The sequence below is a fragment of the Algoriphagus kandeliae genome, assembly GCF_004571135.1.
Classification (GTDB): domain Bacteria; phylum Bacteroidota; class Bacteroidia; order Cytophagales; family Cyclobacteriaceae; genus Algoriphagus; species Algoriphagus kandeliae.
Genome location: NZ_SPSB01000004.1, coordinates 142,125 through 164,872, shown reverse-complemented (window position 1 = coordinate 164,872; position 22,748 = coordinate 142,125). Strand labels below are relative to the sequence as shown.

Here is a 22,748-nt window from a genome sequence, read left to right as displayed (position 1 = left end):
GCTTGATTTTATTGCGATTTGATCTATCACTACAGATTCTAATGCATAATCCGGGTTAAAGCCCAAAAAAGAAACCGAGTTAATCAACTCGGTTTCTATATGAAATCTAATTTGGATTACTTGGCATTGAAGGTAATGCCAGCAATAATAAACATTCCTAGTTCTCCACTTTGAGGTTTGCTCAAAATGTAGATCTTTTGATTTCCATTCCCTACCTCAGCAGTCATTGGGATAGTAGCTTGTCCATACATCACAGGCATATTCGGATCTTTTACTGCTGGACCTTGTGTGTAAGTGCCTGAAGCAATCAATTCACCGGTTGGGCTACCCAATCGGATTTCGAAATCTACTGGAGTTTCGATTGGTTCTTGAGAAGCCACTGTGAAGGTTACAGATCCAATTCCTGTCAAATCATAGGCTGGAAGCGAGAAGTGAGCAGCTTCTCCAGGAACCATCAATAGATTTCTTCCCCCGAAGCTCATGCTTGTATAGCCATTGAAATCGGATGCCATTCCAGGATCGACACTATTCGCCAACAAGACCAAAGAAGCACTTCCTGTCAATGGTTTGATGTCTGCACCTCCATCGTCTGAATATGAAGCGTTGATCATCAAAGCTCCATTTGGAGAAGGAGTTTTACCCATCGTTGGGTCCAAAGTTCCTTTCGCTGGAAGACTTGGCTTCTGCTCACCTTTCAAAGAGAAGATGTAAGCGATCAAAGCATTCAAATCAGAATCTTTAATATTAGGATTTGCTGGCATGGCAGTTTCTCCCCAAACTCCTCCGCCACCATTTTTGATTTTATCCATCAAGTAGGCACGGTCACGAGTTCTGTATTTTTTAGCTACCTCCGTGTAAGCAGGTCCGATTGAAGCTTCACTTTCCTTGTGGCAAGTCTTACAGGTTAATGCCTGTACTAAAGCCTTTCCTGTCATCGCTTCGCTCATAACTTTATGTCCCATGTCAGCTTCCGCTTGATCGAAACCTTCGATGTAGTCTGCAGCTACATAAAGCTTGCTCATATCATCTGTGGAGTGATCTTCGTCAGTGACTGTTACCTCATAGGAAACTCGCTTGCCAGGGAAATAGAAAGACTGGTTTCCTTCTACTTTAATATTTACTTCCGGCGCGCTGTTACCTGCATAAACCAAAGCTTTCGGGCTTTCACTTGTCAAACCGGATGGATCAGAAGGAGTCACTGTCACTTCGTATTCCCCAATTTGATCAAATGTGGTGGTCAAAGTTGGGCTATCGGTTTTTTCAGTTTTTCCATTACCAAGATTCCAAGTATAGCTGATAGGATCGCCTTCAGGATCAGAAGCTTCTGCAGTAAAGGTTACCGTCAATGGCAAAACACCTGAAGATTTATCTACATTAATTTCTGTAACCACAGGAGGTCGGTTTCCACCATTGAAATCAATGCGAGAAAGTCCGGAATCAATGTTTTTGCTGAACCAGCCATTTCCATATTCCAAGACGTAGATTTTTCCATCTGGTCCCATCTCCATATCAATCAGGGCATTGAACTTGGTTCCAGGCATGAATGGCTCCATTTTGGAGAAATCTCCATTTTCCGCCATGGTTACCACTTTAACCCAACCTCTTACCCAATCATAGATAAAGAGTTTTCCATCGAAATAATCCGGGAATCGGGTATCAGCAGGATACAAATCAGAATAATAAACCGGTCCAGCCATGGCATTTCGACCACCTGTACCCACTTGAGGGAAGTCAGGAGAATTGTCATAAGGATACCAAATAAATGCTGGTTGAGCCGGAGGAAGGATCTTAATTCCCGTATTGTTTGGTGAATTATTTACCGGTCCGGCAGGATCAAATGCAGGCCCTGTTTCTCCTGTTTCGTAGTTGAATTCTCTGTAAGCGTAATTATTTCCTACAAAATACGGCCATCCGAAATTACCTGCCTGACGGGCCTGATTGACTTCGTCATAACCTTTTGGTCCTTTTACATCCAGAGAGTCTGCACGCGCATCTGGACCAACTTCACCCCAGTACAAGAATCCATTTTTCTGATCAACAGAAATACGGTAAGGGTTTCTATTTCCTTGTACATAGATCTCAGGTCGGGTACCTTCTGTTCCTTCCGGATACAAGTTTCCTTTTGGAATGGTATAGCTTCCATCCTCATTTACCTTAATTCGAAGGATTTTTCCCCGAAGGTCATTAGAGTTTCCAGAGCTTCTACGCGCATCCCACTGTTTTCTTCCTTCACGTCCATCCAATGGAGCATAGCCATTTAACGTATATCGAGACTCATTTTGGTTAAATGGAGTGGAGTTATCACCAGTGGAAAGGAATAGGTTTCCGTCTTTGTCAAATGCAATGGAACCACCAGTGTGACAGCAGATATATCGGTCAGAAGCTACGTCCAAAATCACCGTTTCTGAACTCATATCCCAAACTCCGTCTTTGAAGACAAATCGAGAGAGTCTATTGATTTCTTCATCACCAGCTGGAGCGTAGTAAACGAATACATAGTTGTTTTGTGCGTAATTAGGATCTTTTTGGAGTCCCATCACACCTTCTTCTGCATTCACTCCACGAATACCACTTTGCCAGTATACGTCCAGCTTGGCTACTTCGCTTAATTCATTTTTTTCATTGTCCCACAAGATGATCTCACCTCTTCTTTGTGCGATCAAAATGTCCAAGTTTGGCAAAACTGTCATCTCTGTTGGCTCGGTAAATTCCCCAACAGAAAGCATGGTTTTGGTAAATCTATTTTCCTCCGGAGTTCGCTTTTGCTTGGCTTTACTATAGTCAAGCACTCTATTGTCTCCAATTGCATATTGGATTCCAGCTAACAAGTGCTTCAGGAAGTTTTCCTCTTGGAAAGATTCCTTAGTATGGCCTCCGCCAGTGTAAAATGCACGACCTCCATCATAATCATGGTACCAAGCAATTGGATGCTCACCCATATCCATTCCTCCTTTATAGGAGTCCTCATCTAGCATGAGCAATTTGGTAGTCTGTGGATTTACCTCCTTGTAAGAATACCATTCATCGGTGCGCTCCCAAGGATCTGGTAAAAAGTCAACAGATGGATGCTTTTCTCCAGTTTTATGGATTACACCTGGCTGAACATTTGGGTTTGGATCGTTGATTCCAGGATGGTCAGCGAAGTAACCGCCTACCAATTTCCCGTACCAACCCCATTCATATTCGGTATCAGCTGCAGCATGAATACCAACATACCCACCTCCTGATTGGATGTAGCGCTCAAAATCCGCCTCTTGGTAGTGGTCTAGAACATCTCCTGTAGTACTCAACCAGATTACAGCAGCGTATTTTTCTAGGTTTTCTTCATTGATGTCAGCAGCATCCTCGGTAGCATCCACTTCAAATCCATTTTCAGCTCCCAGCTTCTCGATAGCTGCGATTCCGTCAGGAATGGATTCGTGATGGAATCCCGCCGTTTTGTGGAATACTAGGACTTTTGGATTTCCTTTTCGTTTGTTCGAACAGGATGAAAAAAACAAAGCTCCCACCACAAAAAGAAGCAGTAAGGCTCGAAGGTTTTTTAGGTTAATGATAGTATTCATGAATCAGAATTTTTTTTCAAATTAGGTAATTCTCAAAATAGCGCAGCTAAATAACTGAAATTCGGTGATTTTTGATGATAAAAAGCTCTATTTTTTCATTTTGAAACAATAAATATGGATATTTCCTATCGATTCTTAATCACCACTTAGACCCAATTGCTATGAAGGTTTCCAAATCACATATTCTAACCCTAGCCACTGCCTTTATTTTCTTTGCCTGTGAGAAAAATGAAACACAGGAAAAAAGTATTGGTAGTGATGTAATCATTTTGACTCAGTCTCAAGGTTCAACGCTAGGTTACTCCAAGTCTTCTGGTGTTCAATTAATCCAGGAAAACGGCCTTTATTTCAAAGACTTAAATAAAAATGGAGCATTGGATGCCTACGAGGATTGGAGATTGACAACAGAAGATCGGGCAAAGGACCTCGCTTCAAAAATGTCCAAAGAACAAATAGCCGGTTTGATGCTTTACAGTTCGCATCAGGCGATTCCGGCAAACCCGCAAGGTTTTGGAGCGGGAACTTATGGAGGGAAGCCAATCACAGAGAGCGGAATGCCCACTTCTAGTATATCGGATCAGCAAAAGCAATTTTTGGAAGAGGATAATCTTCGGCATGTTTTGATTACCCGAGTCGAAAGTCCCAAGATTGCAGCTGAATGGAATAATAATGTACAGGCCTTTGTGGAGGGATTGGGTTTGGGAATTCCAGCCAATAACAGTTCAGATCCTCGCCATGGTCCAGTAGCGAATACCGAATACAATGCGGGTTCGGGAGGGCAAATTTCCATGTGGCCGGAATCTTTGGGTTTAGCCGCGACTTTTGATCCGCAATTGGTAGAGCGTTTTGGAGAAGTTGCCTCCATGGAATACCGGGCTTTAGGAATTTCAACAGCTCTTTCTCCTCAGATTGATTTGGGGACAGAACCTCGTTGGAATCGAATCAAAGGTACTTTTGGAGAGGATTCAAGACTTTCTGCTGATATGGCGAGAGCCTATGTTGATGGATTCCAAACTTCAAAAGGAGAGGCGGAAATCGCTGGCGGTTGGGGTTTTCATAGCGTCAATGCCATGGTGAAGCATTGGCCAAGTGGAGGCCCAGAGGAAGGTGGTCGAGATGGACATTTTGCCTATGGGAAATTTGCGGTTTATCCGGGAAATAATTTCCAAGAGCATTTAGTGCCTTTTACAGAAGGTGCATTCAAACTTTCAGGACCGACCCAATCAGCAACAGCGGTTATGCCCTATTACACTATTTCTTTTGGTCAGGATTCTTTGGCTAATGGCTACTCTAAATATTTGATCACTGATTTACTTCGAAATACCTATGGCTATGATGGAGTGGTCTGTACGGATTGGTTGGTTACCGGGGATGAAGGTCCACAACCAGAAATTTTTGCAGGTAAACCTTGGGGAATGGAAGCCAATTCAATTGCTGAGCGCCACTATCAAGTGCTGATGGCTGGAGGAGATCAATTTGGAGGGAATAATGATAAAATCCCAGTATTAGCGGCTTTTGAAATGATGGAGGAAGACATGGGAGTTGAAGCCGCTCGGGCTAGAATTGAACTATCGGCTGTTCGCTTGCTCCGGAATATTTTCAATGCAGGGTTATTTGAAAATCCGTATTTGGAGCCTGAAAAAAGCCAAGAATTTGTCGGAAATCCAGATTTGATGAAGGAAGGCTACGAAGCACAATTGAAATCGGTGGTTTTATTGAAAAATAAGGAACAAGTTCTTCCGCTTCGCGAAAAGAAAAAAGTCTTTATCCCTCAAAAATATATTCCTTCCACCACGAATTGGTGGGGAATAAAAAGCGAAGCCCAATGGGTTGACGCAGTTAATTTGGGAATTGCTTCCAAGTATGTGGAATTGGTGGAAACGCCTGAAGAGGCCGATCTGGCATTGGTATTTGTGAATAGTCCTGAATCCGGTACTGGATATGATCCTGCCGATCGCGCTAAAGGAGGGAATGGCTATGTCCCGATTTCCTTACAATATGAACCCTATACCGCTACTTTGGCTCGCGAGCAAAGTATGGCAGCAGGCGATCCTGTAATCGCTCCTGAAATCACCAACCGAAGCTATAAAGGAAAGCGGGTAGAAACTGCGAATAATCAGGATTTGAAAACCATTCTGGAGACCAAATCCCAAATGAATGGCAAGCCTGTAATCGTGATTGTTAATGCCGCAAATCCTATGGTGATGGCTGAATTTGAGAAAGAAGTAGACGGGATTCTTTTCCATTTTGGAGTACAGGATCAAGTTGTTTTTGACCTGTTGACTGGAAATGCTGAGCCTTCAGCCTTACTTCCTGTCCAATTGCCTGCTTCCATGGAGACTGTGGAGACACAATTGGAAGATGTGCCTCATGATATGGAAGTATATGTGGATGAATTTGGTCATGCCTACGATTTTGCCTTCGGCTTGAATTGGTCTGGAAAAATTCAGGATGAGCGTGTAGAAAGGTATTCGAAGAAATAAAAAAGTAAATCAACCCCTTTGGTTTTATAAAGGGGTTGATTTTAAATCGATCTTGCTCCCTCGCTGATTTCGACCTGAATAAATGATGGAGCTTTTCCAAATTCCTTTTCATAGGAGTAGCCTATTTCTTCTTGAAATTCGGTAATCTTTTCCTTTTTTATCAAATTGATGGTACAGCCGCCAAAGCCTCCTCCCATCATTCTTGCTCCAAGTACCCCCGGGAATTCCCAAGCTTTTTGGGCTAAAAAATCCAACTCGGGGCAACTCACTTCAAAATCTTGACTGAGACTTTGATGTGATTTTTTGAGAAGTTCACCAAAAACCGCCAACTTATTGTCTTTCAAAACGGATGTTGCTTTAAAAACCCTTTCGCATTCAGAAATGACATGTTTGGCTTTGGGGAAAAGGTATTGAGGAAGAATTTTTTCGATTTCGACAAGTTGGGAAATCGTTAAATCTCGCAACGTTTTGATTTCGGGAAAATGTGTTTTCAAAAGTTCTACACTTTCTTCGCAAGCAGCTCTTCGCTGATTGTATGCAGTATCCGCTAAGGAATGCTTGACATTGGAGTTTACCAGCAAGAAGCAATATTCTCCTAAATTTAGTTTGACCTCCTCATGTTGATTTTTTCGGCAATCCAAAAACAAGGCTGTTTCCGCTTTTCCAAAAGCAGAGGCATAAGGATCCATTATTCCACAGTTGACTCCTGCATACTGATGCTCTGATTTTTGGGCATAGCGAACGATAGACAATTTGCTCAAATTGAGTTCAAACAAAGCCGAGAGCGCAGTACCTATCGAAACTGAAAGTGCCGCCGAAGAAGATAATCCTGCACCGACAGGGATATTTCCTCCAATCACCATGTCAAAGCCTTCAAACTTGTATCCGGCTTGATGCAATTGAGCCAAAAAGCCCATCACATAGTTGCTCCAATGACCTTTTTTTGGAGAAAATGCCTTCCAATCAAAAGTCGCTGATTCCTCAAAATCGAGGGAAAATAAACGACAATAGGGGAGTTGGTTTTTTTGAACTCCAACCCAAATTCCAAACTGAACCGCAGCTGGGAAAACAAATCCCTCTTGATAGTCGGTATGTTCCCCGATGAGGTTGATTCGTCCTGGGGCAAATGAAACAATGGGTTTAGTTTCAAAATGATTTTTAAAACTGTATCGAATTTGGGCTTCCATCAGATAGGGACATGAAGTCCAAGGCTTTTAAATGGTTCTTTGGGAGGACTTTCTAGGAACCAAAGTCGTATCCAAGACAATGGAAATTGGATCATCAGAAACCAATCCGTCCAGTTGGTCCAAAAGATGACTGACTGCCAATTTTCCCATTTCATATCCCGGTTGTGAAACGGTCGTTAATGGAGGTTCCACTACCGCTGAGGTAGGATTATTGGTAAAACCAGCCAAGGCTATTTGCTCAGGAACTTTAATTCCCACACTTTTCCAATAAGTCAAAACATCTACGGCCAATGGATCGATCATACAAAAAACCCCATCCGGAAGAGGATCCATTGCTGCAATCTCTTTGGCTATTCTTATGTTGTCCGCTTCTGTAAGATCGGTGACTTTGATAAAGGCCGGGTTTTCCTCAATTCCATATTCCCGAAGGGCTTTCAAATAACCTTCTTTTCGCTTTTTTGAAATATAAAGATCCTCTGGACCAGAAACATAAACAATGGATCTGCAGCCACTTTCCAATAAGTGGTTGGTGACCTGATAGGCTCCTCCGGCATCGTTGAAAGTCACTTTGGATACTGGAATATCTTCCTGAACCCGATCAAAAAGCACAAAAGGAATTTCTCGATTATACAATTCAAAAAGGTGCTCATAATGATTGGTTTCCCGACTTAGAGAAATCATCAAAGCATCTACCTGAGAAGCGACCAAGGTTTTTATGTTGGCGATTTCCTGATCAATGGATTCATTGGATTGGCAAATCATGACATTATAGCCACGCTTATTGGCGAAATCTTGAATGCCACTAATACAGGATGCAAAAAAGTGAGAAGTAATCTCAGGAACAATCACGCCGAGTGTTTTGGTACGGCTGATTCGAAGACTTTGTGCAAGCAGGTTGGGCTGATAGTTCATCTCCTTTGCTGTCTCCACGATTTTTCGCTTGGTTTCTTCGTGAAGTTCAGGAGAGTCTTTCAATGCCCGGGAAACAGTCGAGACGGAAACCCCCAACTTTTTGGCAATTTCCTTCATAGTGACCTGATGTCCTTTTTTCATGCGTACTTAGTTTTGGCCCGAAAATGGGTTAATTCCAATAATGATAGAATTACTAATATTCGACCTAAAATGTTTGAATTTCAGTAATTTCTATACTCTGCTGTTGGCAATATTGCAAAGTTTTTTCGAAATCCTATTATTCTTGGAAAACTGTAAACAAAACCGTTTCTCCTACGGCTTGTAAAGGACGCTTATCAATTAGGTCCATATTGTCCTGATGGGTATGGTGGTAATGTCCGAATCCATATTGAGGACTAAATTCAATGATGTCGATCATGGGTATTTGGCCAAATTCATTGACAAATAAATGATCATCCAAAATTTCGGGTGAATCCTGTGGAATGAAGAAGGAAGAATGTCCCAATTGAGCGGCATGATCCCAGACTTTTTTCAAAATCCCGGAAGCATAGCGTCTTGAGTAGCCTTCCCGGTAGAATCGAGCACCTTTTGCCCCAACTAAGTCAACTAGGATTCCATAATAAGCCGAGTAATTAGGAACATGCTTGTTTTTGGCCCAGTGTTGGGACCCCAGACACCACCAGATTTGAGAGTTGTCCCGCACGGTAGCTCTTTCCGGCTCTCCATCATCTTCTCCATCAAACAAAATAATATCGATCCCTACATCTGGCTTCAGTTCTTGACTTCCAATCACTCTGGCAATTTCCATTAAAACACCTACACCGGAACCTCCATCATTCGCTCCATCGATTGCTTCTTCCAAGCGTTCGGTATCCTTATCTGCAATCCGGCGAGTGTCCCAATGAGCAGCAAGAAGGACACGTTTTTTCGCATCAGGATTATATGAAGCAATGATATTGGTCAAATCCCAGGTTTGCTTGTCATAAGTGGTTGCTTGAAAATCCTGGGTTTGAACATTCCAATTCCAAGATTCTAATTTGGAAATAATCCAGTTCTTGGTAGCAGCATGTCCATTCGTCCCCGGTACCCTTGGTCCAAAATCCACTTGCTTCTGAATGAAATAATAAGCCGAATCCGAGTTAAAAGCAGGATAGGGTTTGATTGCGACCTGAGGGCTAGTGTTGTCCGTCTTTTTTTCGGAAGAGCATGCCCCTATGAAAAGAAGAATGACAAAAAACCAGATACTATTCTTCATAAGCCCAGTCGATTCGGTCTTTCATATCTTTCACCACAAATCCCATATCCTTCAATCCGGCGCGGATTTCATCCACTTTGGCGTAATCGCGGGCGGTTTTTGCTTCGCTGTAAAGTTTCAGCAATAAGTCTATCATGGATCCTTGATTGTCGCTTTTCTCTTCTATCAAGCCCAAGATGTCCGTCACGAATGTGATATACGTGTTTTTCAGCTTTTCAAAAACTTCCTCACCTAATGCAGCACTTTTCAATTGTCCGGTGAAAATGGAATTGATCTTTTTGAGCAAGTTGAAGAGATGACCAATTGCCTGCGCTGTATTAAAATCATCATCCATAGATCGGTAGGCATTGGCAATGCTGGATTCGATCTGCTGAATTTGCTTTTCATCCAAAGCTGTAGAATCATCAGCCTGATATTCCAAAAGCTGAGCTGTGCGCAGTCCATTGATCATCTTTTTGTAGCCCTTCTGTGCTGCCTTCAAAGCCTCGTTTGAAAAGTCCAAAGTAGACCGATAATGCGCCGTCAGCATGAAATAGCGGATAGTCATCGGGCTGTAGGCTTGGTCTAGAAGCTTATGGTTACCGGTGAACAGTTCCTGAAGGGTTATGAAGTTGCCCAAAGACTTACCCATCTTCTGTCCGTTGATGGTGATCATGTTATTGTGCATCCAGTATCGGGCAGGATCCTGATGATTGCAGGCATTTCCCTGTGCGATTTCGCATTCGTGGTGAGGGAACATCAAGTCCATTCCTCCTCCGTGAATATCAAATTGAGTTCCCAGATACTTGGAGCTCATCGCAGTACACTCCAAATGCCAACCCGGAAAACCCATTCCCCAAGGAGAATCCCATTTCATCAGATGCTCAGGGGCGGCTTTTTTCCAAAGTGCAAAATCAACCGAATTTCGCTTTTCACCTTGTCCATCCAAGTCCCTCGTACCACTCATCAAATCCTCCAATACTCTACCGGAAAGCTTTCCATATTGATTGGTTTGGTTGTATTTGAGCACATCGAAATACACCGAGCCATTTACTTCATAAGCTAAACCTTCTTTAAGAATCGCTTCCACCAAAGCAATTTGCTCAGGAATATGACCTGTTGCTCGCGGTTCAATACTAGGTTTCCAAGTATTGAGAAGGGCCATGTCTCTATGATATGTGTCCGTGTATTGTTGGGCTACTTCCATAGGTTCGAGTTGCTCGAGTTTGGCTTTTTTTGCGATTTTGTCCTCGCCTTCATCTGCATCTCCTGTGAGGTGACCTACGTCGGTAATGTTTCGAACATAGCGAACACGATAGCCCAAATGGGTCAGGTATCGATTCACCGTATCAAAGGTGACGGCCGGTCGGGCATGTCCTAAGTGTGCATCTCCATAAACTGTGGGGCCACAGACATACATTCCCACAAAAGGGGGATTAATAGGTTTGAATTCCTCCTTTTGTCGGGAGAGCGTATTGTATAGCTTGAGATTATGCGACTTCATAAGTCTTCAAAAGTACGAATTACGAATTACGAAATACGATGAGAGGGTGATCTGTTTTCAACAGACTCGCAAAATACAGGAAAAATGGGGGAGTTTAAAGTTAAAAATGGTGAGTTATTACGGTAAAACTCCCATTCCTCCAAGTAAGCAAGAGAAGACATCTTTAATTTTTCTCAGAAAGAAAAAAACCTCTGGCATTTATCACCAGAGGTCTTACTACTAAAATCTAACTACTGCTTTTAGGCAAACATCAATTTACCTTTAGGTTTTGGGATTTCCCTCCCCATTTCTTCTGCAGTTTCAATCCATTCTTGAATTACAAGCTCAACATTTTGAAGAGCTTCTAAATAACTAGCTCCATCGGCAGCACAGCCAGCAAGTTCTGGAACTTCTGCAATGAATGCTTCATCAGTATCGCTCCAGTAAATAATAATTTCGTATCGTGGATCAGTCTTCACTTTTTTTTAGGCTTAATTGATATTTCAATATAATTAATCTTACTTGTTTTACTTGATAAGGTTTTGCCTTACCATTCTTTTCTTGAAGATTAAGGATTTCTTCCACATCTTCTTTGCTAAATATGTGGTGACTACCTTTTATTCTTTCCGAAAAACCAAAAATCAAAATCAACTTCCTTAATTCTGTAAAGGTAATGTTAGGATCTGAGCTTCCTGAGAGGATTTTGGCTATCAGTTTTTCATATTAACCCATATCCTAAATTAATCTATTTATTGAATTTGGTATTCATTTTTGAAATCGATTTCCCCAACAAAAAAACCTCCGATTCCATAGGAAACAGAGGTCTTGATACTAAAATCTAACTACTTGATGCTTTAAATCAATGCTTAAAGTGTCTCACTCCAGTCATGACCATGCTCATTCCGTGTGCATCGCAATAATCGATGCTATCCTGATCTTTGATGGATCCGCCCGGCTGAACCACAGCAGTTATGCCCGCCTCGTCAGCAATCTCCACACAATCAGGGAAAGGGAAGAAGGCATCAGATGCCATAACAGCTCCATCCAAATCAAATCCAAATTCCTTAGCCTTAAGAATAGCTTGCTTTAATGCGTCTACTCGGGAAGTTTGACCCACACCGGAAGCAAATAGCTGTGAATCATTGCTTAAAACGATGGTATTGGATTTTGTGTGCTTGCAAACTTTGGCTGCAAATACCAAAGCATCCATTTCTTTTTCTGTAGGAGCCACTTTGGTAACCACTTTAAAATCTTCTTTGCTTTCAGTTGCCAAGTCTTTGTCTTGCTCAATCACTCCATTAAGAAGTGTTTTAATCATTTTGGTACCTGGCAGAGCCATTTTTTGGCGAAGCAAGATTCTGTTTTTCTTACCTTTCAAAATCTGCAAAGCTTCTTCGGTAAAATCAGGTGCGATTAATACCTCGAAGAAAAGACTGTGCATTTCTTTTGCAGCTTCTTCGTCCACAGTTCGGTTGGTTACCAAAACTCCTCCAAACGCAGAAACTGTATCGGCCGCAAAAGCTTTTTGGTAGGCATGTTTTACGCTGTCTGCAGTAGCACAACCACAGGCATTGGTATGCTTCAAAATGGCAAATGCAGTTTGATCAGGGAATTCAGCAATCAAATTCACTGCGGCATCAATATCTACCAAGTTGTTATAGGAAAGCTCTTTTCCGTTCAGCTGATCAAAAAGTTCATCCAAATCTCCGTAGAAATGAGCTGCTTGATGAGGGTTCTCTCCGTAGCGAAGTGCCTTGGCTTTGTTTTCGGAAACCTTCAAAGCAGGGATATTTTCGCTTTGATTGAAGTAGTTGAAAATATGCGTGTCGTAATGGGAAGAAACCTGGAATGCCTGAGCTGCAAAATAGCGTCGGTCTTCAAGGGTAGTTCCCCCGTCTTGAGACTCGAGTTTAGCTTCCAATTCTCCATACTGATCTTTGGAGGCTACAATAACTACATCTTTGAAGTTTTTGGCTGCGGCACGGATTAAGGAGATTCCACCGATGTCGATTTTCTCAATAATATCGGCTTCAGATGCTCCTGATGCTACTGTTTCCTCGAATGGATACAAATCAACAATTACCAAATCAATAGCAGGAATATCAAATTCAGCCGCTTGAGATACGTCTCCTTCATTTTCTCTTCTGTACAAAATACCTCCGAATACTTTTGGGTGAAGGGTTTTAACTCTTCCACCAAAAATGGAAGGATAGCTGGTAAGTTCCTCCACAGGAATAACTTCAGCTCCTTGTTCTTCGATAAATTTCTGAGTTCCTCCGGTAGAATAGATTTTTACTCCATGCTTCTTGAGGAGGGCAATGATCGGTTCGAGATTGTCTTTGTAAAAGACCGAAATGAGTGCAGATTGAATTTTTTTGACTGCCATTTTTTAGATGGATAGGTGAAAATTGCAAGAAGTTGCAAAGGTAGAAAAAAAGGGGAGAAGGCTAAGGGAAAATTAGCCTTAATCTCCTCTTTCTTTAGACCTTAAACCAAGTTTCGTTTTCATATTCCCTGTACCTGGATTTCCGCTCTCTATTCCAGATAATCAAGTGGGTTTGATCCCGCTGCACAAATCGATAACCGAAAAGATGGAAGATAGGCTTTACCAAAAATCTTGCGATTCTCAGATCTACAATCATGGAGTCTTTTTCTTTGGAAGCCCAACGCACCCCGGGTAGCCAAGTGATGATTTGATCCAACTTGTTTTTCCTCAGAAATGCAGAAAGTTTTAAAAATACCTCAGGTGTTTTTCGGATTAAGAAAAAGCCATCTTCACCTTTAGACTGATAAAGAGGCATGAATATCCGCGTGTTTTTATGGGCAAAAATTTCTTCTTCACCGTAGATCGCAAATTTTTCTCCCTTTTTTACCTCCTGAAAACTTTCAAAACCGGGCATCATTTGGAAAGGGATTTTTTGATCGACATGAAATCGAAAAATGATTTCATAGAAATTTTCATAAGGGCTGTATTTCTTATCCCAAAAAGCTAAATGCTGGCTTACTTGCATGTCCTCATTGGAACAGGCACCGGAGAAAGCCAGGGAAAGCTGAATAAAGATCTCATGGTTTTTGACAGAAATAGGGTCTTCATGCTGTCCTGCCTCAAATCCAAAAGACACATATCCCAGATCATTGATATAGGAAAGCACGGGGCCATCTATGTATTCTTCTATCCCTAAAATGAGCGGAACGGGAAATTTTCTCGCAAAAGTCCGATTGATCAGGCTGTCATTGACAGGAATAAAGGGGATGGATTGACTGGATGTAGTGTGAAGGTCAAAAAAATAAAGAGGGCCTGATTGATTTTTTATGATCTCTTGAATTAGATCGTGAAGTTCAACGAATTGCTCCTCATCCTCATTTGATGGGGTGAAATGACCATGATCCAAGGCAAATACATTTTTCTTTGTCCATAGTCGATTGAGGTCCCTTTTCTGGAATCGCTCTTTTCGCTTCAAAGCCCAAAGATTCCCGGCAATGGCTGTGATTTTGCCTTTTAGGGGAATTTTTTCTTCCCGGATTTTCTGGATTACTGATTTCAAAGCAAAAATCCCTGAGGGTTCATTTCCATGAATTCCTCCAAAAAAAATCAAATGAGGCCCGGGCATTTCTCCCTCCAATTGATCTATGATGCGATCAGTTGCAATTTCTTCTAGCTCGGTTTGTTGATAATCCTTAGGCACTTTGAAAATTTTCAAGGTCTTTTAGGGTAATGATCCCTACCAAATGGGTGTTATGAACAACTGGTAAGCATCCGATATTATGCTGCTTCAATTGCTCGATAGCATGGTGAATGGTATTAGATGGATGGGTGTAAATCACCTCTTTTACCATGATGTCTTTTGCCTGCAATTGGGAGCTTGGGTTTTGAATTTGATCCCAGTATTTTTGGAGATGTCTGTAGGTGATTAATCCTACTAACCTTTCCCGGTTATCCACCACAGGCAAATGATGGATATTATTCCATTGCATAAACTCCAGGGTAAGCCTTGCTGAATCTTCTGAATCGGCCGTAATCAAAGTGGTAGTCATAATATGCCCAACCTTGTTTGCCTTCGTTTCAAATTCATGTAAATCATTCACATCAGGCCAATCGTGAATAGGCTTTTCTTCTTGTTGATTATTATAGATTAATTGAGTCAAAGCCAGTAAGGCATCGTCGACTTTATGTTCTTTTTTTAAGATTCTATAGTTTTTGATCATCCACTGAGAGCCTGTTTGCTTTTGGATGCGCCCCTTGATGATAGCTAGATAGTTGGAGATGCTTTTGGGTGATATTCCCATTTTTTTGAGACCTTCTTCAGCTATTGGGATGAATACCTCCAAAATGAGCTGATTGGCAGGTACCCTTTTCCCCATCCAACTCATGCAGGTTTCATTTCCATACCGTGCTGCCCGAATGAAATTGGATTTGGCTTCCTCAAATTCCATCAGGCTAGTTAAATCATCGTATTCTTTGGGTCTTCCCTGCATCAAGCCAGCCCAAAAGGCAAAATTGGCTATTTCATCTACTGTGGTGGGACCAGCGGGTATGTACCTATTTTCTATCCGGAGATGTGGTTTGCCATGGAGTACTCCATAGCAAGGCCGATTCCAGCGATAGATCGTCCCATTTTGAAGATTGAGGGCCTTGAGTTTTGGGATGTTGCCTTTTTTGATCTCTTCCATGGAGTTTTGCTCAATCTCTTTTGTGAGTAAAATCCGGAAGCTGGAAAGTTCTCTTTTGAAAAAATCAACGATGTTTCCTCTTACCCAACTATTGCCAAAAGACACCCTAGCCTGTTTGGTGGTTTGAGCCTTGGACATTTTCCGGGTATCGATACTCTGTTGGAAAAGCGCAATTCGGGTTTCATTCCAAAGTTCTTTTCCCATCAATATGGGTGAGTTTCCTGCAACAGCCAAAACCGGTCCGGAGATAGCTTGAGCCCAATTATAGCTGGCTTCAAAATCGTCCGGATCAATTTGCAGATGCATTTGAAAGCTGGTATTGCAGGCTTCAAACATGACCGAATCATGTATAATCGACAATTCGTCGACGCCTGTAAAATTCATTCTGAAATTCCCCCCTCGGGCTTTTTTCATCAATTCATTGAGGGCAAAATAGCGGGGATTCTCAGTCATGTAGCTCAAGGACAATTCGTCGATGGAAATCGTTGGAAGAATGCCAGTTAATAAAATTCGATCCCCGAATTTGAAGCTTACATCCTTCGCTTTTTGGATTAACTGTTTCAGTTGGCTTTCCATTTTCTCGAAACAGTCTCCTTCAAAAAGAATAGGGTCCAGGTTAATCTCAAGATTGTACTTGGCTAATTCAGTGGTAAAGTGGGAGTCCTGAATTTGCTCCAATATTTCAGAAGCCTGATTGGTGGGGCGTCCATGATCGTTGATTAAGCAGAACTCCTGCTCAGCTCCAATCCGGATAATTCCCTTCTCCAGAAGCTTGTTTTGTACTAAATAATCGAGTGCCTGAAGATCTTCTAAAAGATGGCTGATAAAAAGATTTCGTGCCTGTACATTGGCGTCTAAACTGACTATGTGATCGCCCATTGATTTTAATAATTGAATTTCAGAGCTCAACTAACTAGCTCTTACCTTCAAATCTCAAAATCATTTTAAACTTTTTTAATGATGATTGTCATATTTTGGGAATTCTACAAAAAATTGATTTTCAGGGATTGGCGTTTCTCGATTTTCTAAAAAGTAAGGAAATCCAATAAGTTGTAATGATTACTAAAGTCCCGATTCCAATTCCATAGCTTAAACGCCAAAACCATCTCATGGCTTCCTGTCCACCCTGGAAGGATGCTTTTTCGGAGAAAGAGAACGATAGATTTCCAGCTAATAAAAATGAAATAGGAACCCAAAGTATTCCCAAAAGGATAATGATTTTCAGGAATGCAGAAAGAATTCTATTTAATAAGGTTGTAGGATTTCTCAGCTCTTGAATTCCCCAGTAAACGGTGAGAGGAAGTGCAATCATCCCTATCCAGGTGATAGGCGTTCCTAGAGGGATTTCATCTTTACAATCCAAGGCAATTGTTAGTAATGGAGAACCTGTGACTAGCAATAGTAAAACACTGATAGTAAGGATTAAGCTGGTTAGAAAATATGTCTTTCTTTTTAAATCCATCAATAATTGTTGCTATCAACTGCAAAATCTCCTTCTTCAGTGCAAGAAGTTAAAAAGTATTGAATCTAATCTATCAATGATTCTATTACTTCGGGATAATAGCGATGCTCTAAAGCATGAACTTTTTGAGCGATCATTTCTGGGGTATCCTCTGGGCTAATAGGGGTCGCAGCTTGGAAAATAATCTTGCCCTCATCATAATGCTCATTGACCAAGTGAATCGTAATGCCTGTTTGCTTATCTCCAGCAGCTTTGACTGCTTCATGAACATGCATTCCATACATCCCTTTTCCACCGTAATTAGGAAGAAGAGCAGGGTGGATGTTGATCATCTTATTGGAGTAAACATGGATGAGTGCATCAGGGATTTTGAGTAAAAATCCTGCTAAGATCACCCAGTCAACCTTTTCAGCCTGGAGCTTTTCCAAAAGAATCCCAGCATCCATTTCTTTTCTGGTAAAAGTGAAAGTAGGGACTTTGAATTTTTCAGCTCGCTGAAGGACAAAAGCATCGGGTTTGTTGGAGGCAACCAAGACCACTTCGGCTTTTGGGGAGTTTTGAAAATACTCCATGATTTTTTCGGCATTGGAGCCGCTTCCGGAAGCGAGTATAGCGAGGCGTTTCACGTTGGTTCTTTTTTTCGGAGTAAAATTAGAAAAGGCCCCTTGATTTTCACAAGGAGCCTTTGCTTTCTTTTTTAAAGGATCAAAATGCAGGAAATTCCTGCTGAAGACCAGTAAATGCGTCGATCATTTCCCAATTGGGTCGGTAAAATCCCTGTCTTAATCGACTGTTGACCGTTCCTTCTTGTATGTATTGAAGTGCTGCGGACAATCGCAAATCCCGGGTGTCACCCCAAGCAAATTGAGGACTGTCACTTACGCTGAAATCTGCCGGGAATCCATCAAAATACTCCGCCTTCCCTTGGGAATTAGCTATCGCGAAGGTGATGGGGACCAACTCGACATCATTGTCCTGCAATACCTGATTAAAACGTGCCAAAGGAAAAGATCCTACCGGTTTGCCAAAGGTATTGTCACCGATCAAAACCAATTCCATGTAAGGATCTAGGGCATTTATCACCAACTCAGAGGCTGAAGCAGTCCCTCGGCTAGTGATGAAAATAATGCGATCCAGATTGAGCGTTCCTAATTTTTTGAATATCTCAGAAGTATTGAAATTGCTTTTTACGTTATTGAGCTTATTGGTGTACATCAAGCGATCGGAATTACCAGGATTAATGAGGTAATTGTTGATCTGCTCAGCCACATCAACTGATCCTCCGCCATTGTATCTCAAGTCGATAATCATTTCAGAAACTCCCTGCTCCATAAAATACTTCATAGAGTTTTGCACTTCCCGGCTTTGAATTGGAGTGACATCCGGAGTCGCTTTAAAGCTTTGATAAACCCAATAGCCAACCTTTTTAGTGTCCAACTCAAACACTTGCTGATGCAAAACAGAATTTGACTGGTATTCCGCTTTGGTATTGGTTCGGGTAGTGATGCTGCCATCAGGCAAGCGGAATGTGAATGTATTCGTGATTCCTGGATCAGAAGGACCTAATTGAAAATCATAAACATTCCCCGATTTGTAATCGGCTAGGGGTTTGCCATTGATTTCTATGATCTCCCAACCTCTCTTCCAGCCGTCTTTTCCCGCAGGAGCCTCATCAAATACAAAGGTCAGATAGAGCCTTTCTTCAGCGTCGAATCCGAAACCAAATCCATGTCCTGCATTTCTACCCACGAAAGCATTTTGAAATGCTTCTTGCGTAGTCAGGTAAGAAAATCGGTCAAGCGGTTTAAAAATAATGGCATCCAAGAATTCTTCATTCGAAGAATAATCTCCAGTATTCACATTGGTAGGAAGCTCCATATTCCAATAGTACCATTCCTTCATGGTCGCGAAAATGGCATCCCGAACTTCATTGGATTGAGGCTGTGCTGAGGGTTCTTCAGGCGGATCACAGGCCCAAAAACCCAAAATCAACAATCCGAATACCCATCTGATATTTTTCATAGGCAGCTTTTTTTATCAAAACGGAAAAGTCGCCGTTTTGATTTTAAATCGCGATATCATAAACCTTAACTGTCTTCCACATGGAAGAGTACTTTTCGATAAACTCCAAGTGAAGCGGATCAACTTGGTAAGCAGCCTGATCTTCCAAACTATCAAAAAACAGGGTGCAGGACACATGCCAAGAATGGTCGACTACATCTCTTGCTTCGGTAGGAGCCGGGGTTCCGGGAATGAAATTTCCTACAGTTTTACACTGACCAAGCATAGGTACGGCTTTGGATAAAAATTCTTCCGTATCATTTTTATCATGTAGCCAGAAGAATACTTGGTGGATCATTTTTTGGTTTTTCATGTCTTTTGAAATTGAGGTGATAGGTAAGAAAGCAGCCGCAGAAGCAGCGGTTACAGTTTTAATAAAGTTCCTTCGCTTGTTCATGTCCCTATGGGTAAGGTTAAGATTCTTAAATATAGAGAATCTAATTCAGGAGAATTAAAAAGGCAATCCATTTTTAAAATGGATTCATTCTAATAGCTCGAAATAGTAATTTAGTGCTTCTGAAAACTCAATGAATAAAGCAATGAACTATAGAAGATTGGGGAAAACCGGTTGGAATGTATCCGAAGTGAGTTTGGGAACATGGCAAGTAGGAGGGGGCTGGGGAAAGCCTTTCCATCCTCAAACTGCCTCTGAGATTTTGCATGGAGCCTTTGACCGAGGAGTGAATTTTGTGGATACAGCAGATGTCTATGACGCTGGATTGAGTGAGGCAGCTGTAGGAAAGGCTGTTCGAGAACGGTCCGAAAAAATCTACGTGGCCACCAAATGCGGAAGAAGAATTCAACCACATACCAATGAGGGATATACACCCGAGATTCTGAGGAAATTCGTAGAGGATAGCTTGAAAAATACAGGTTTGGAGCGTTTGGATTTGATACAGTTACACTGTCCTCCGACTCCCGTTTATCTTCGGGAGGAAATTTTTGGGCTTTTTGAGGATTTGCAGAAAGAAGGAAAAATTGCTGCTATGGGTGTCAGCGTCGAAAAGATCAATGAAGCGATGACTGCCATGAAATATGACATTGTTTCTACAGTTCAGATCATTTTCAATATGTTCCGTCAGCGTCCTTCGGAAGTCTTTTTCAAACATGCACAGGTCAATGATATAGGGGTGATTGTTCGAGTGCCATTGGCTTCAGGCTTATTGACTGGAAGAATCACTCCGGAAACGACCTTTGGACAGGAGGATCATCGAAATTTCAATCGGGAAGGAGCTGCTTTTGATAAAGGAGAAACCTTTTCCGGGGTGCCTCTTGAAAAAGCTTTTCCGGCAATTGAAAAATTAAAAGAGGTTTTTGGAAATAATTTGGCGGCCTCTGCCCTGAGATGGGTATTGATGTTCAAGGAAGTCAGCACTGTGATTCCGGGTGCCTCTCGATTGGATCAGGTAATTCAGAATCTGGCTGCTGCAGAACTTCCAGAGCTAAGTACTAAGCAAATGGAATTGGTGGAGGAAATTTATGATTCATACATCCGAACAGCGGTTCATCATTTGTGGTAAAAATTGCCTTCCATGAAGGGAATCTAAAAATCAAAAAAATTAAAAAAGACCAAGGGAATTGCTCCTGAATAGAATTGACTCAATTGGATAATTCAAGTGAAAAAAAGCCATTAATAGGCGAAAAGGGTAGATTCCTAATTAAAAATATGCTCAGAGGATTCTTGTATCTGGGCCTATTGGTTATTCTTTTCTTTTTGATTCGGGAAGCCTTTTCGGAGCAGGAAAGACTGGAATGGTTTGGGAGCATTTATACCGACCCTTATTTGGTAATGACTGTTTTTATAGGCTCTGAAATCCTTTTTGGAATAATCCCACCGGAGATTTTCATGCTTTGGTCATTGGAGACAGGCTTGATAGGACCCTATTTTTGGAGTATTGGGCTTTTATCAGTCATTTCCTATGCTGCCGGGCTTTTCAATTTTAATATCGGGCTTACGATCAATCATAGAAGCAATATTCTCAAATCCAGAACAAAGTTTGTTCAGAAATACCTTGATTTGTTCAAGCGATTTGGGGGCTTTATGGTGATTGTGGCTTCCATTAGCCCGCTTCCTTTTTCGTTGATTGCATTACTGGGCGGTGCTGCGGGCTTGGAAAAACGAAAATACTACCTCTATAGCCTATTCCGTATCCTTAGATATTTTGCCTACGCCTATGTATTATGGTTGATTCAGGCTTAGGGAAAGGTTTTTTCTTTGCTCTGCTTGGTGCAGGTTTTGGAAACAATAGAAAGTTAAACAGTGCGTGGAGATACGGATGCGGGTAAAAGTTTTTTTATTGTATTAGTATTGTCTGTTATTATTTATCTGCTTTTTTGGTAGATCGCTACGAAACGGTTAGTATAACCGTCCGTTACGGGTTTATATGCGTTAATTTTCGGTTTGGCACAGACGTTAGCAATTCCGAGTGGATTCGGACGTAGTCGAATCCGCCGTAATTGCGGTTATTCATTGTTGGCAGTTGGCTTTTAGTCTTCAATTTTTGTTGAATGGATTAATGCAACTTTCCATTTTTCTTCAACCTTTCTCAAAACAGAACTTTCTACCCAATGAAATTTTCTAACCAAATTATTCTTCTCCATTTCAGACCGTAAATCATACACGATATAAGCAAAATCATCGACTATTTTTAATGTATGGATTTTGAATCTGTCCTTTCTGATAATATCAAGATGTTGATTCTTTTTAAAGTGTTCAATTTCTTGGTCAAGCGTCCAAATATAATCGCCATTTTCTATCAATAAGTAGTCCTCTGTACAGTTTTCCAGATAGCTTTGGACATCATAATTGCCTAATGCCTCATAAGTTTTTTTTAAAACTTGTGTGATTGCAATTGAATCATTCTTTATTTGAGATATAGAATTGTATGGTATAAAAAATAGAAGTATTAAAGTTATTTGTTTCATAATAAATAAGGTTGCGCTTTTTTGGATTTATATTTTCAGGCAGTAGTACACTTGCTTACTGCCAACTTACTTATTTGCGCCATAAAATGGCGGATAGTGTTCTGTTTTGGGTGGCTAAGCGCCATAAAGCTTTAAGAATTGTGGGGTTTATTTTTTTATAAATCATCAAATGGACTTTTTACTTTCTCCAGGCTCTTTTGGAATACATGCGTGAAGTATTCTATCGTTTTACTGCTTTATTCCCGGAAAAAAATCCTGAATGAAGCATAGGTACATCTTTCTCTAATGAAGTGGGTAGCCTAACTGTGCCTTTCAAATAAGTGTCTTGACTAAGAATAATGCTTCTTGTACTCATGGTCTAAAAAGGTGAAAATCCCTATTGATTTAAAAGTCCATTGAAAATAGTGAAATTTTTTAATCCACTAAAAGATTGTGTGATGAATCTTTTGCTGCTTTCAGGATATTGCTCTCGCAGTTCTTTCAAATCGCTGAAATTCAAATCCGAGCCTTTCGATCTTTTTGACGCGGTTTGAATGCTCACATTGGAAATGTTGATAGCTGGGATGTAAACAATGGAAAATTAAACCGTGCGTGAGGACACGCACGGGGGCAAATGAGGGGAGTTAATCCGTGCGTGGGGACACGCACGCATGCCGAAATCTTGATGGCTGTGAGTGAAGACACTCACAGCGGCTAGCCACCCAAAAAAAAGACCCCAAAGGTTGCAAAACCTTCGGGGTCAATCTTGATACTTGATACTAGCTACT

The 22,748-nt window shown here is 41.3% G+C and carries 17 protein-coding genes; 3 read left to right on the top strand and 14 right to left on the bottom strand.

Annotated features, from left to right (window positions below; translation table 11 throughout):
* Window positions 1-116: 116 nt before the first annotated feature.
* The gene (locus E4S40_RS12925; RefSeq protein ID WP_135074794.1) at window positions 117-3,563 is read right to left on the bottom strand and encodes a ThuA domain-containing protein; all 3,447 of its coding nucleotides are present in this window, start codon (window positions 3,561-3,563) and stop codon (window positions 117-119) included.
* A 161-nt stretch (window positions 3,564-3,724) separates the two neighbouring features.
* Here E4S40_RS12925 and E4S40_RS12920 point away from each other — a divergent pair, with 161 nt between their 5' ends.
* Entirely contained in the window at window positions 3,725-6,046 is a 2,322-nt protein-coding gene (locus E4S40_RS12920; RefSeq protein WP_135074791.1) for a glycoside hydrolase family 3 protein, read from the top strand.
* Window positions 6,047-6,087: 41 nt separating this feature from the next.
* Here the strand turns inward: E4S40_RS12920 and E4S40_RS12915 are convergent, their stop codons facing one another.
* From E4S40_RS12915 to E4S40_RS12855, 12 genes are all read right to left on the bottom strand, one after another.
* Window positions 6,088-7,233 (bottom strand): galactokinase, encoded by a 1,146-nt coding sequence (locus E4S40_RS12915; protein ID WP_135074788.1) that lies wholly within the window; start codon window positions 7,231-7,233, stop codon window positions 6,088-6,090.
* Between the two features lie 27 nt (window positions 7,234-7,260).
* A complete protein-coding gene (locus tag E4S40_RS12910) occupies window positions 7,261-8,286 on the bottom strand; it encodes a LacI family DNA-binding transcriptional regulator (protein ID WP_135074785.1) in 1,026 nt (341 codons plus the stop codon).
* Between the two features lie 136 nt (window positions 8,287-8,422).
* The gene (locus tag E4S40_RS12905; protein ID WP_135074782.1) at window positions 8,423-9,400 is read right to left on the bottom strand and encodes a M28 family peptidase; all 978 of its coding nucleotides are present in this window, start codon (window positions 9,398-9,400) and stop codon (window positions 8,423-8,425) included.
* On the bottom strand, window positions 9,390-10,883 hold the full coding sequence (gene cysS / locus E4S40_RS12900) for a cysteine--tRNA ligase (protein WP_135074779.1): 1,494 nt from the start codon (window positions 10,881-10,883) through the stop codon (window positions 9,390-9,392). The genes E4S40_RS12905 and cysS overlap by 11 nt, the downstream gene beginning before the upstream one ends.
* Before the next feature lie 239 nt (window positions 10,884-11,122).
* On the bottom strand, window positions 11,123-11,341 hold the full coding sequence (locus tag E4S40_RS12895) for a type II toxin-antitoxin system HicB family antitoxin (RefSeq protein ID WP_135074776.1): 219 nt from the start codon (window positions 11,339-11,341) through the stop codon (window positions 11,123-11,125).
* A 380-nt stretch (window positions 11,342-11,721) separates the two neighbouring features.
* Window positions 11,722-13,248, bottom strand: coding sequence for a bifunctional phosphoribosylaminoimidazolecarboxamide formyltransferase/IMP cyclohydrolase (gene purH, locus E4S40_RS12885; protein ID WP_135074773.1), 1,527 nt, complete (start codon window positions 13,246-13,248; stop codon window positions 11,722-11,724).
* A gap of 94 nt (window positions 13,249-13,342) precedes the next feature.
* A complete protein-coding gene (locus tag E4S40_RS12880; RefSeq protein ID WP_135074770.1) occupies window positions 13,343-14,563 on the bottom strand; it encodes a succinylglutamate desuccinylase/aspartoacylase family protein in 1,221 nt (406 codons plus the stop codon).
* Window positions 14,541-16,412, bottom strand: a complete 1,872-nt coding sequence (locus tag E4S40_RS12875; RefSeq protein WP_135074767.1) for a CBS domain-containing protein — start codon at window positions 16,410-16,412, stop codon at window positions 14,541-14,543. Before E4S40_RS12875 ends, E4S40_RS12880 begins: the two co-directional genes overlap by 23 nt.
* A 121-nt stretch (window positions 16,413-16,533) precedes the next feature.
* Entirely contained in the window at window positions 16,534-16,995 is a 462-nt protein-coding gene (locus E4S40_RS12870) for a hypothetical protein (RefSeq protein ID WP_135074764.1), read from the bottom strand.
* Between the two features lie 65 nt (window positions 16,996-17,060).
* Window positions 17,061-17,621, bottom strand: coding sequence for a phosphoribosylglycinamide formyltransferase (gene purN / locus E4S40_RS12865; RefSeq protein ID WP_135074761.1), 561 nt, complete (start codon window positions 17,619-17,621; stop codon window positions 17,061-17,063).
* Between the two features lie 79 nt (window positions 17,622-17,700).
* Entirely contained in the window at window positions 17,701-19,017 is a 1,317-nt protein-coding gene (locus tag E4S40_RS12860) for a S41 family peptidase (protein ID WP_135074758.1), read from the bottom strand.
* A gap of 43 nt (window positions 19,018-19,060) precedes the next feature.
* On the bottom strand, window positions 19,061-19,453 hold the full coding sequence (locus tag E4S40_RS12855) for a Dabb family protein (protein ID WP_135074754.1): 393 nt from the start codon (window positions 19,451-19,453) through the stop codon (window positions 19,061-19,063).
* Between the two features lie 142 nt (window positions 19,454-19,595).
* Here E4S40_RS12855 and E4S40_RS12850 point away from each other — a divergent pair, with 142 nt between their 5' ends.
* Both E4S40_RS12850 and E4S40_RS12845 read left to right on the top strand, forming a co-directional pair.
* Window positions 19,596-20,576 carry an aldo/keto reductase gene (locus E4S40_RS12850; protein ID WP_135076453.1) on the top strand — a complete coding sequence of 327 codons (981 nt, stop codon included), beginning with the start codon at window positions 19,596-19,598 and terminating at the stop codon, window positions 20,574-20,576.
* Between the two features lie 146 nt (window positions 20,577-20,722).
* Window positions 20,723-21,256, top strand: a complete 534-nt coding sequence (locus E4S40_RS12845; protein WP_237563194.1) for a hypothetical protein — start codon at window positions 20,723-20,725, stop codon at window positions 21,254-21,256.
* Between the two features lie 287 nt (window positions 21,257-21,543).
* On the opposite strand, the gene E4S40_RS12840 is transcribed toward E4S40_RS12845, so the two are convergent.
* Window positions 21,544-21,981: a nuclear transport factor 2 family protein gene (locus tag E4S40_RS12840; RefSeq protein ID WP_135074748.1), complete on the bottom strand. Its 438-nt coding sequence runs from the start codon at window positions 21,979-21,981 to the stop codon at window positions 21,544-21,546.
* Window positions 21,982-22,748: the final 767 nt, after the last annotated feature.

Bases quoted from the DNA above. Each gene is read 5' to 3' on its own strand.
- E4S40_RS12925 (WP_135074794.1), bottom strand. From the start codon at position 3,563: ATGAATACTATCATTAACCTAAAAAACCTTCGAGCCTTACTGCTTCTT.
- E4S40_RS12920 (WP_135074791.1), top strand. From the start codon at position 3,725: ATGAAGGTTTCCAAATCACATATTCTAACCCTAGCCACTGCCTTTATT.
- E4S40_RS12915 (WP_135074788.1), bottom strand. From the start codon at position 7,233: ATGGAAGCCCAAATTCGATACAGTTTTAAAAATCATTTTGAAACTAAA.
- E4S40_RS12910 (WP_135074785.1), bottom strand. From the start codon at position 8,286: ATGAAAAAAGGACATCAGGTCACTATGAAGGAAATTGCCAAAAAGTTG.
- E4S40_RS12905 (WP_135074782.1), bottom strand. From the start codon at position 9,400: ATGAAGAATAGTATCTGGTTTTTTGTCATTCTTCTTTTCATAGGGGCA.
- cysS (WP_135074779.1), bottom strand. From the start codon at position 10,883: ATGAAGTCGCATAATCTCAAGCTATACAATACGCTCTCCCGACAAAAG.
- purH (WP_135074773.1), bottom strand. From the start codon at position 13,248: ATGGCAGTCAAAAAAATTCAATCTGCACTCATTTCGGTCTTTTACAAA.
- E4S40_RS12875 (WP_135074767.1), bottom strand. From the start codon at position 16,412: ATGGGCGATCACATAGTCAGTTTAGACGCCAATGTACAGGCACGAAAT.
- E4S40_RS12870 (WP_135074764.1), bottom strand. From the start codon at position 16,995: ATGGATTTAAAAAGAAAGACATATTTTCTAACCAGCTTAATCCTTACT.
- E4S40_RS12860 (WP_135074758.1), bottom strand. From the start codon at position 19,017: ATGAAAAATATCAGATGGGTATTCGGATTGTTGATTTTGGGTTTTTGG.
- E4S40_RS12855 (WP_135074754.1), bottom strand. From the start codon at position 19,453: ATGAACAAGCGAAGGAACTTTATTAAAACTGTAACCGCTGCTTCTGCG.
- E4S40_RS12850 (WP_135076453.1), top strand. From the start codon at position 19,596: ATGAACTATAGAAGATTGGGGAAAACCGGTTGGAATGTATCCGAAGTG.
- E4S40_RS12845 (WP_237563194.1), top strand. From the start codon at position 20,723: ATGCTCAGAGGATTCTTGTATCTGGGCCTATTGGTTATTCTTTTCTTT.
- E4S40_RS12840 (WP_135074748.1), bottom strand. From the start codon at position 21,981: ATGAAACAAATAACTTTAATACTTCTATTTTTTATACCATACAATTCT.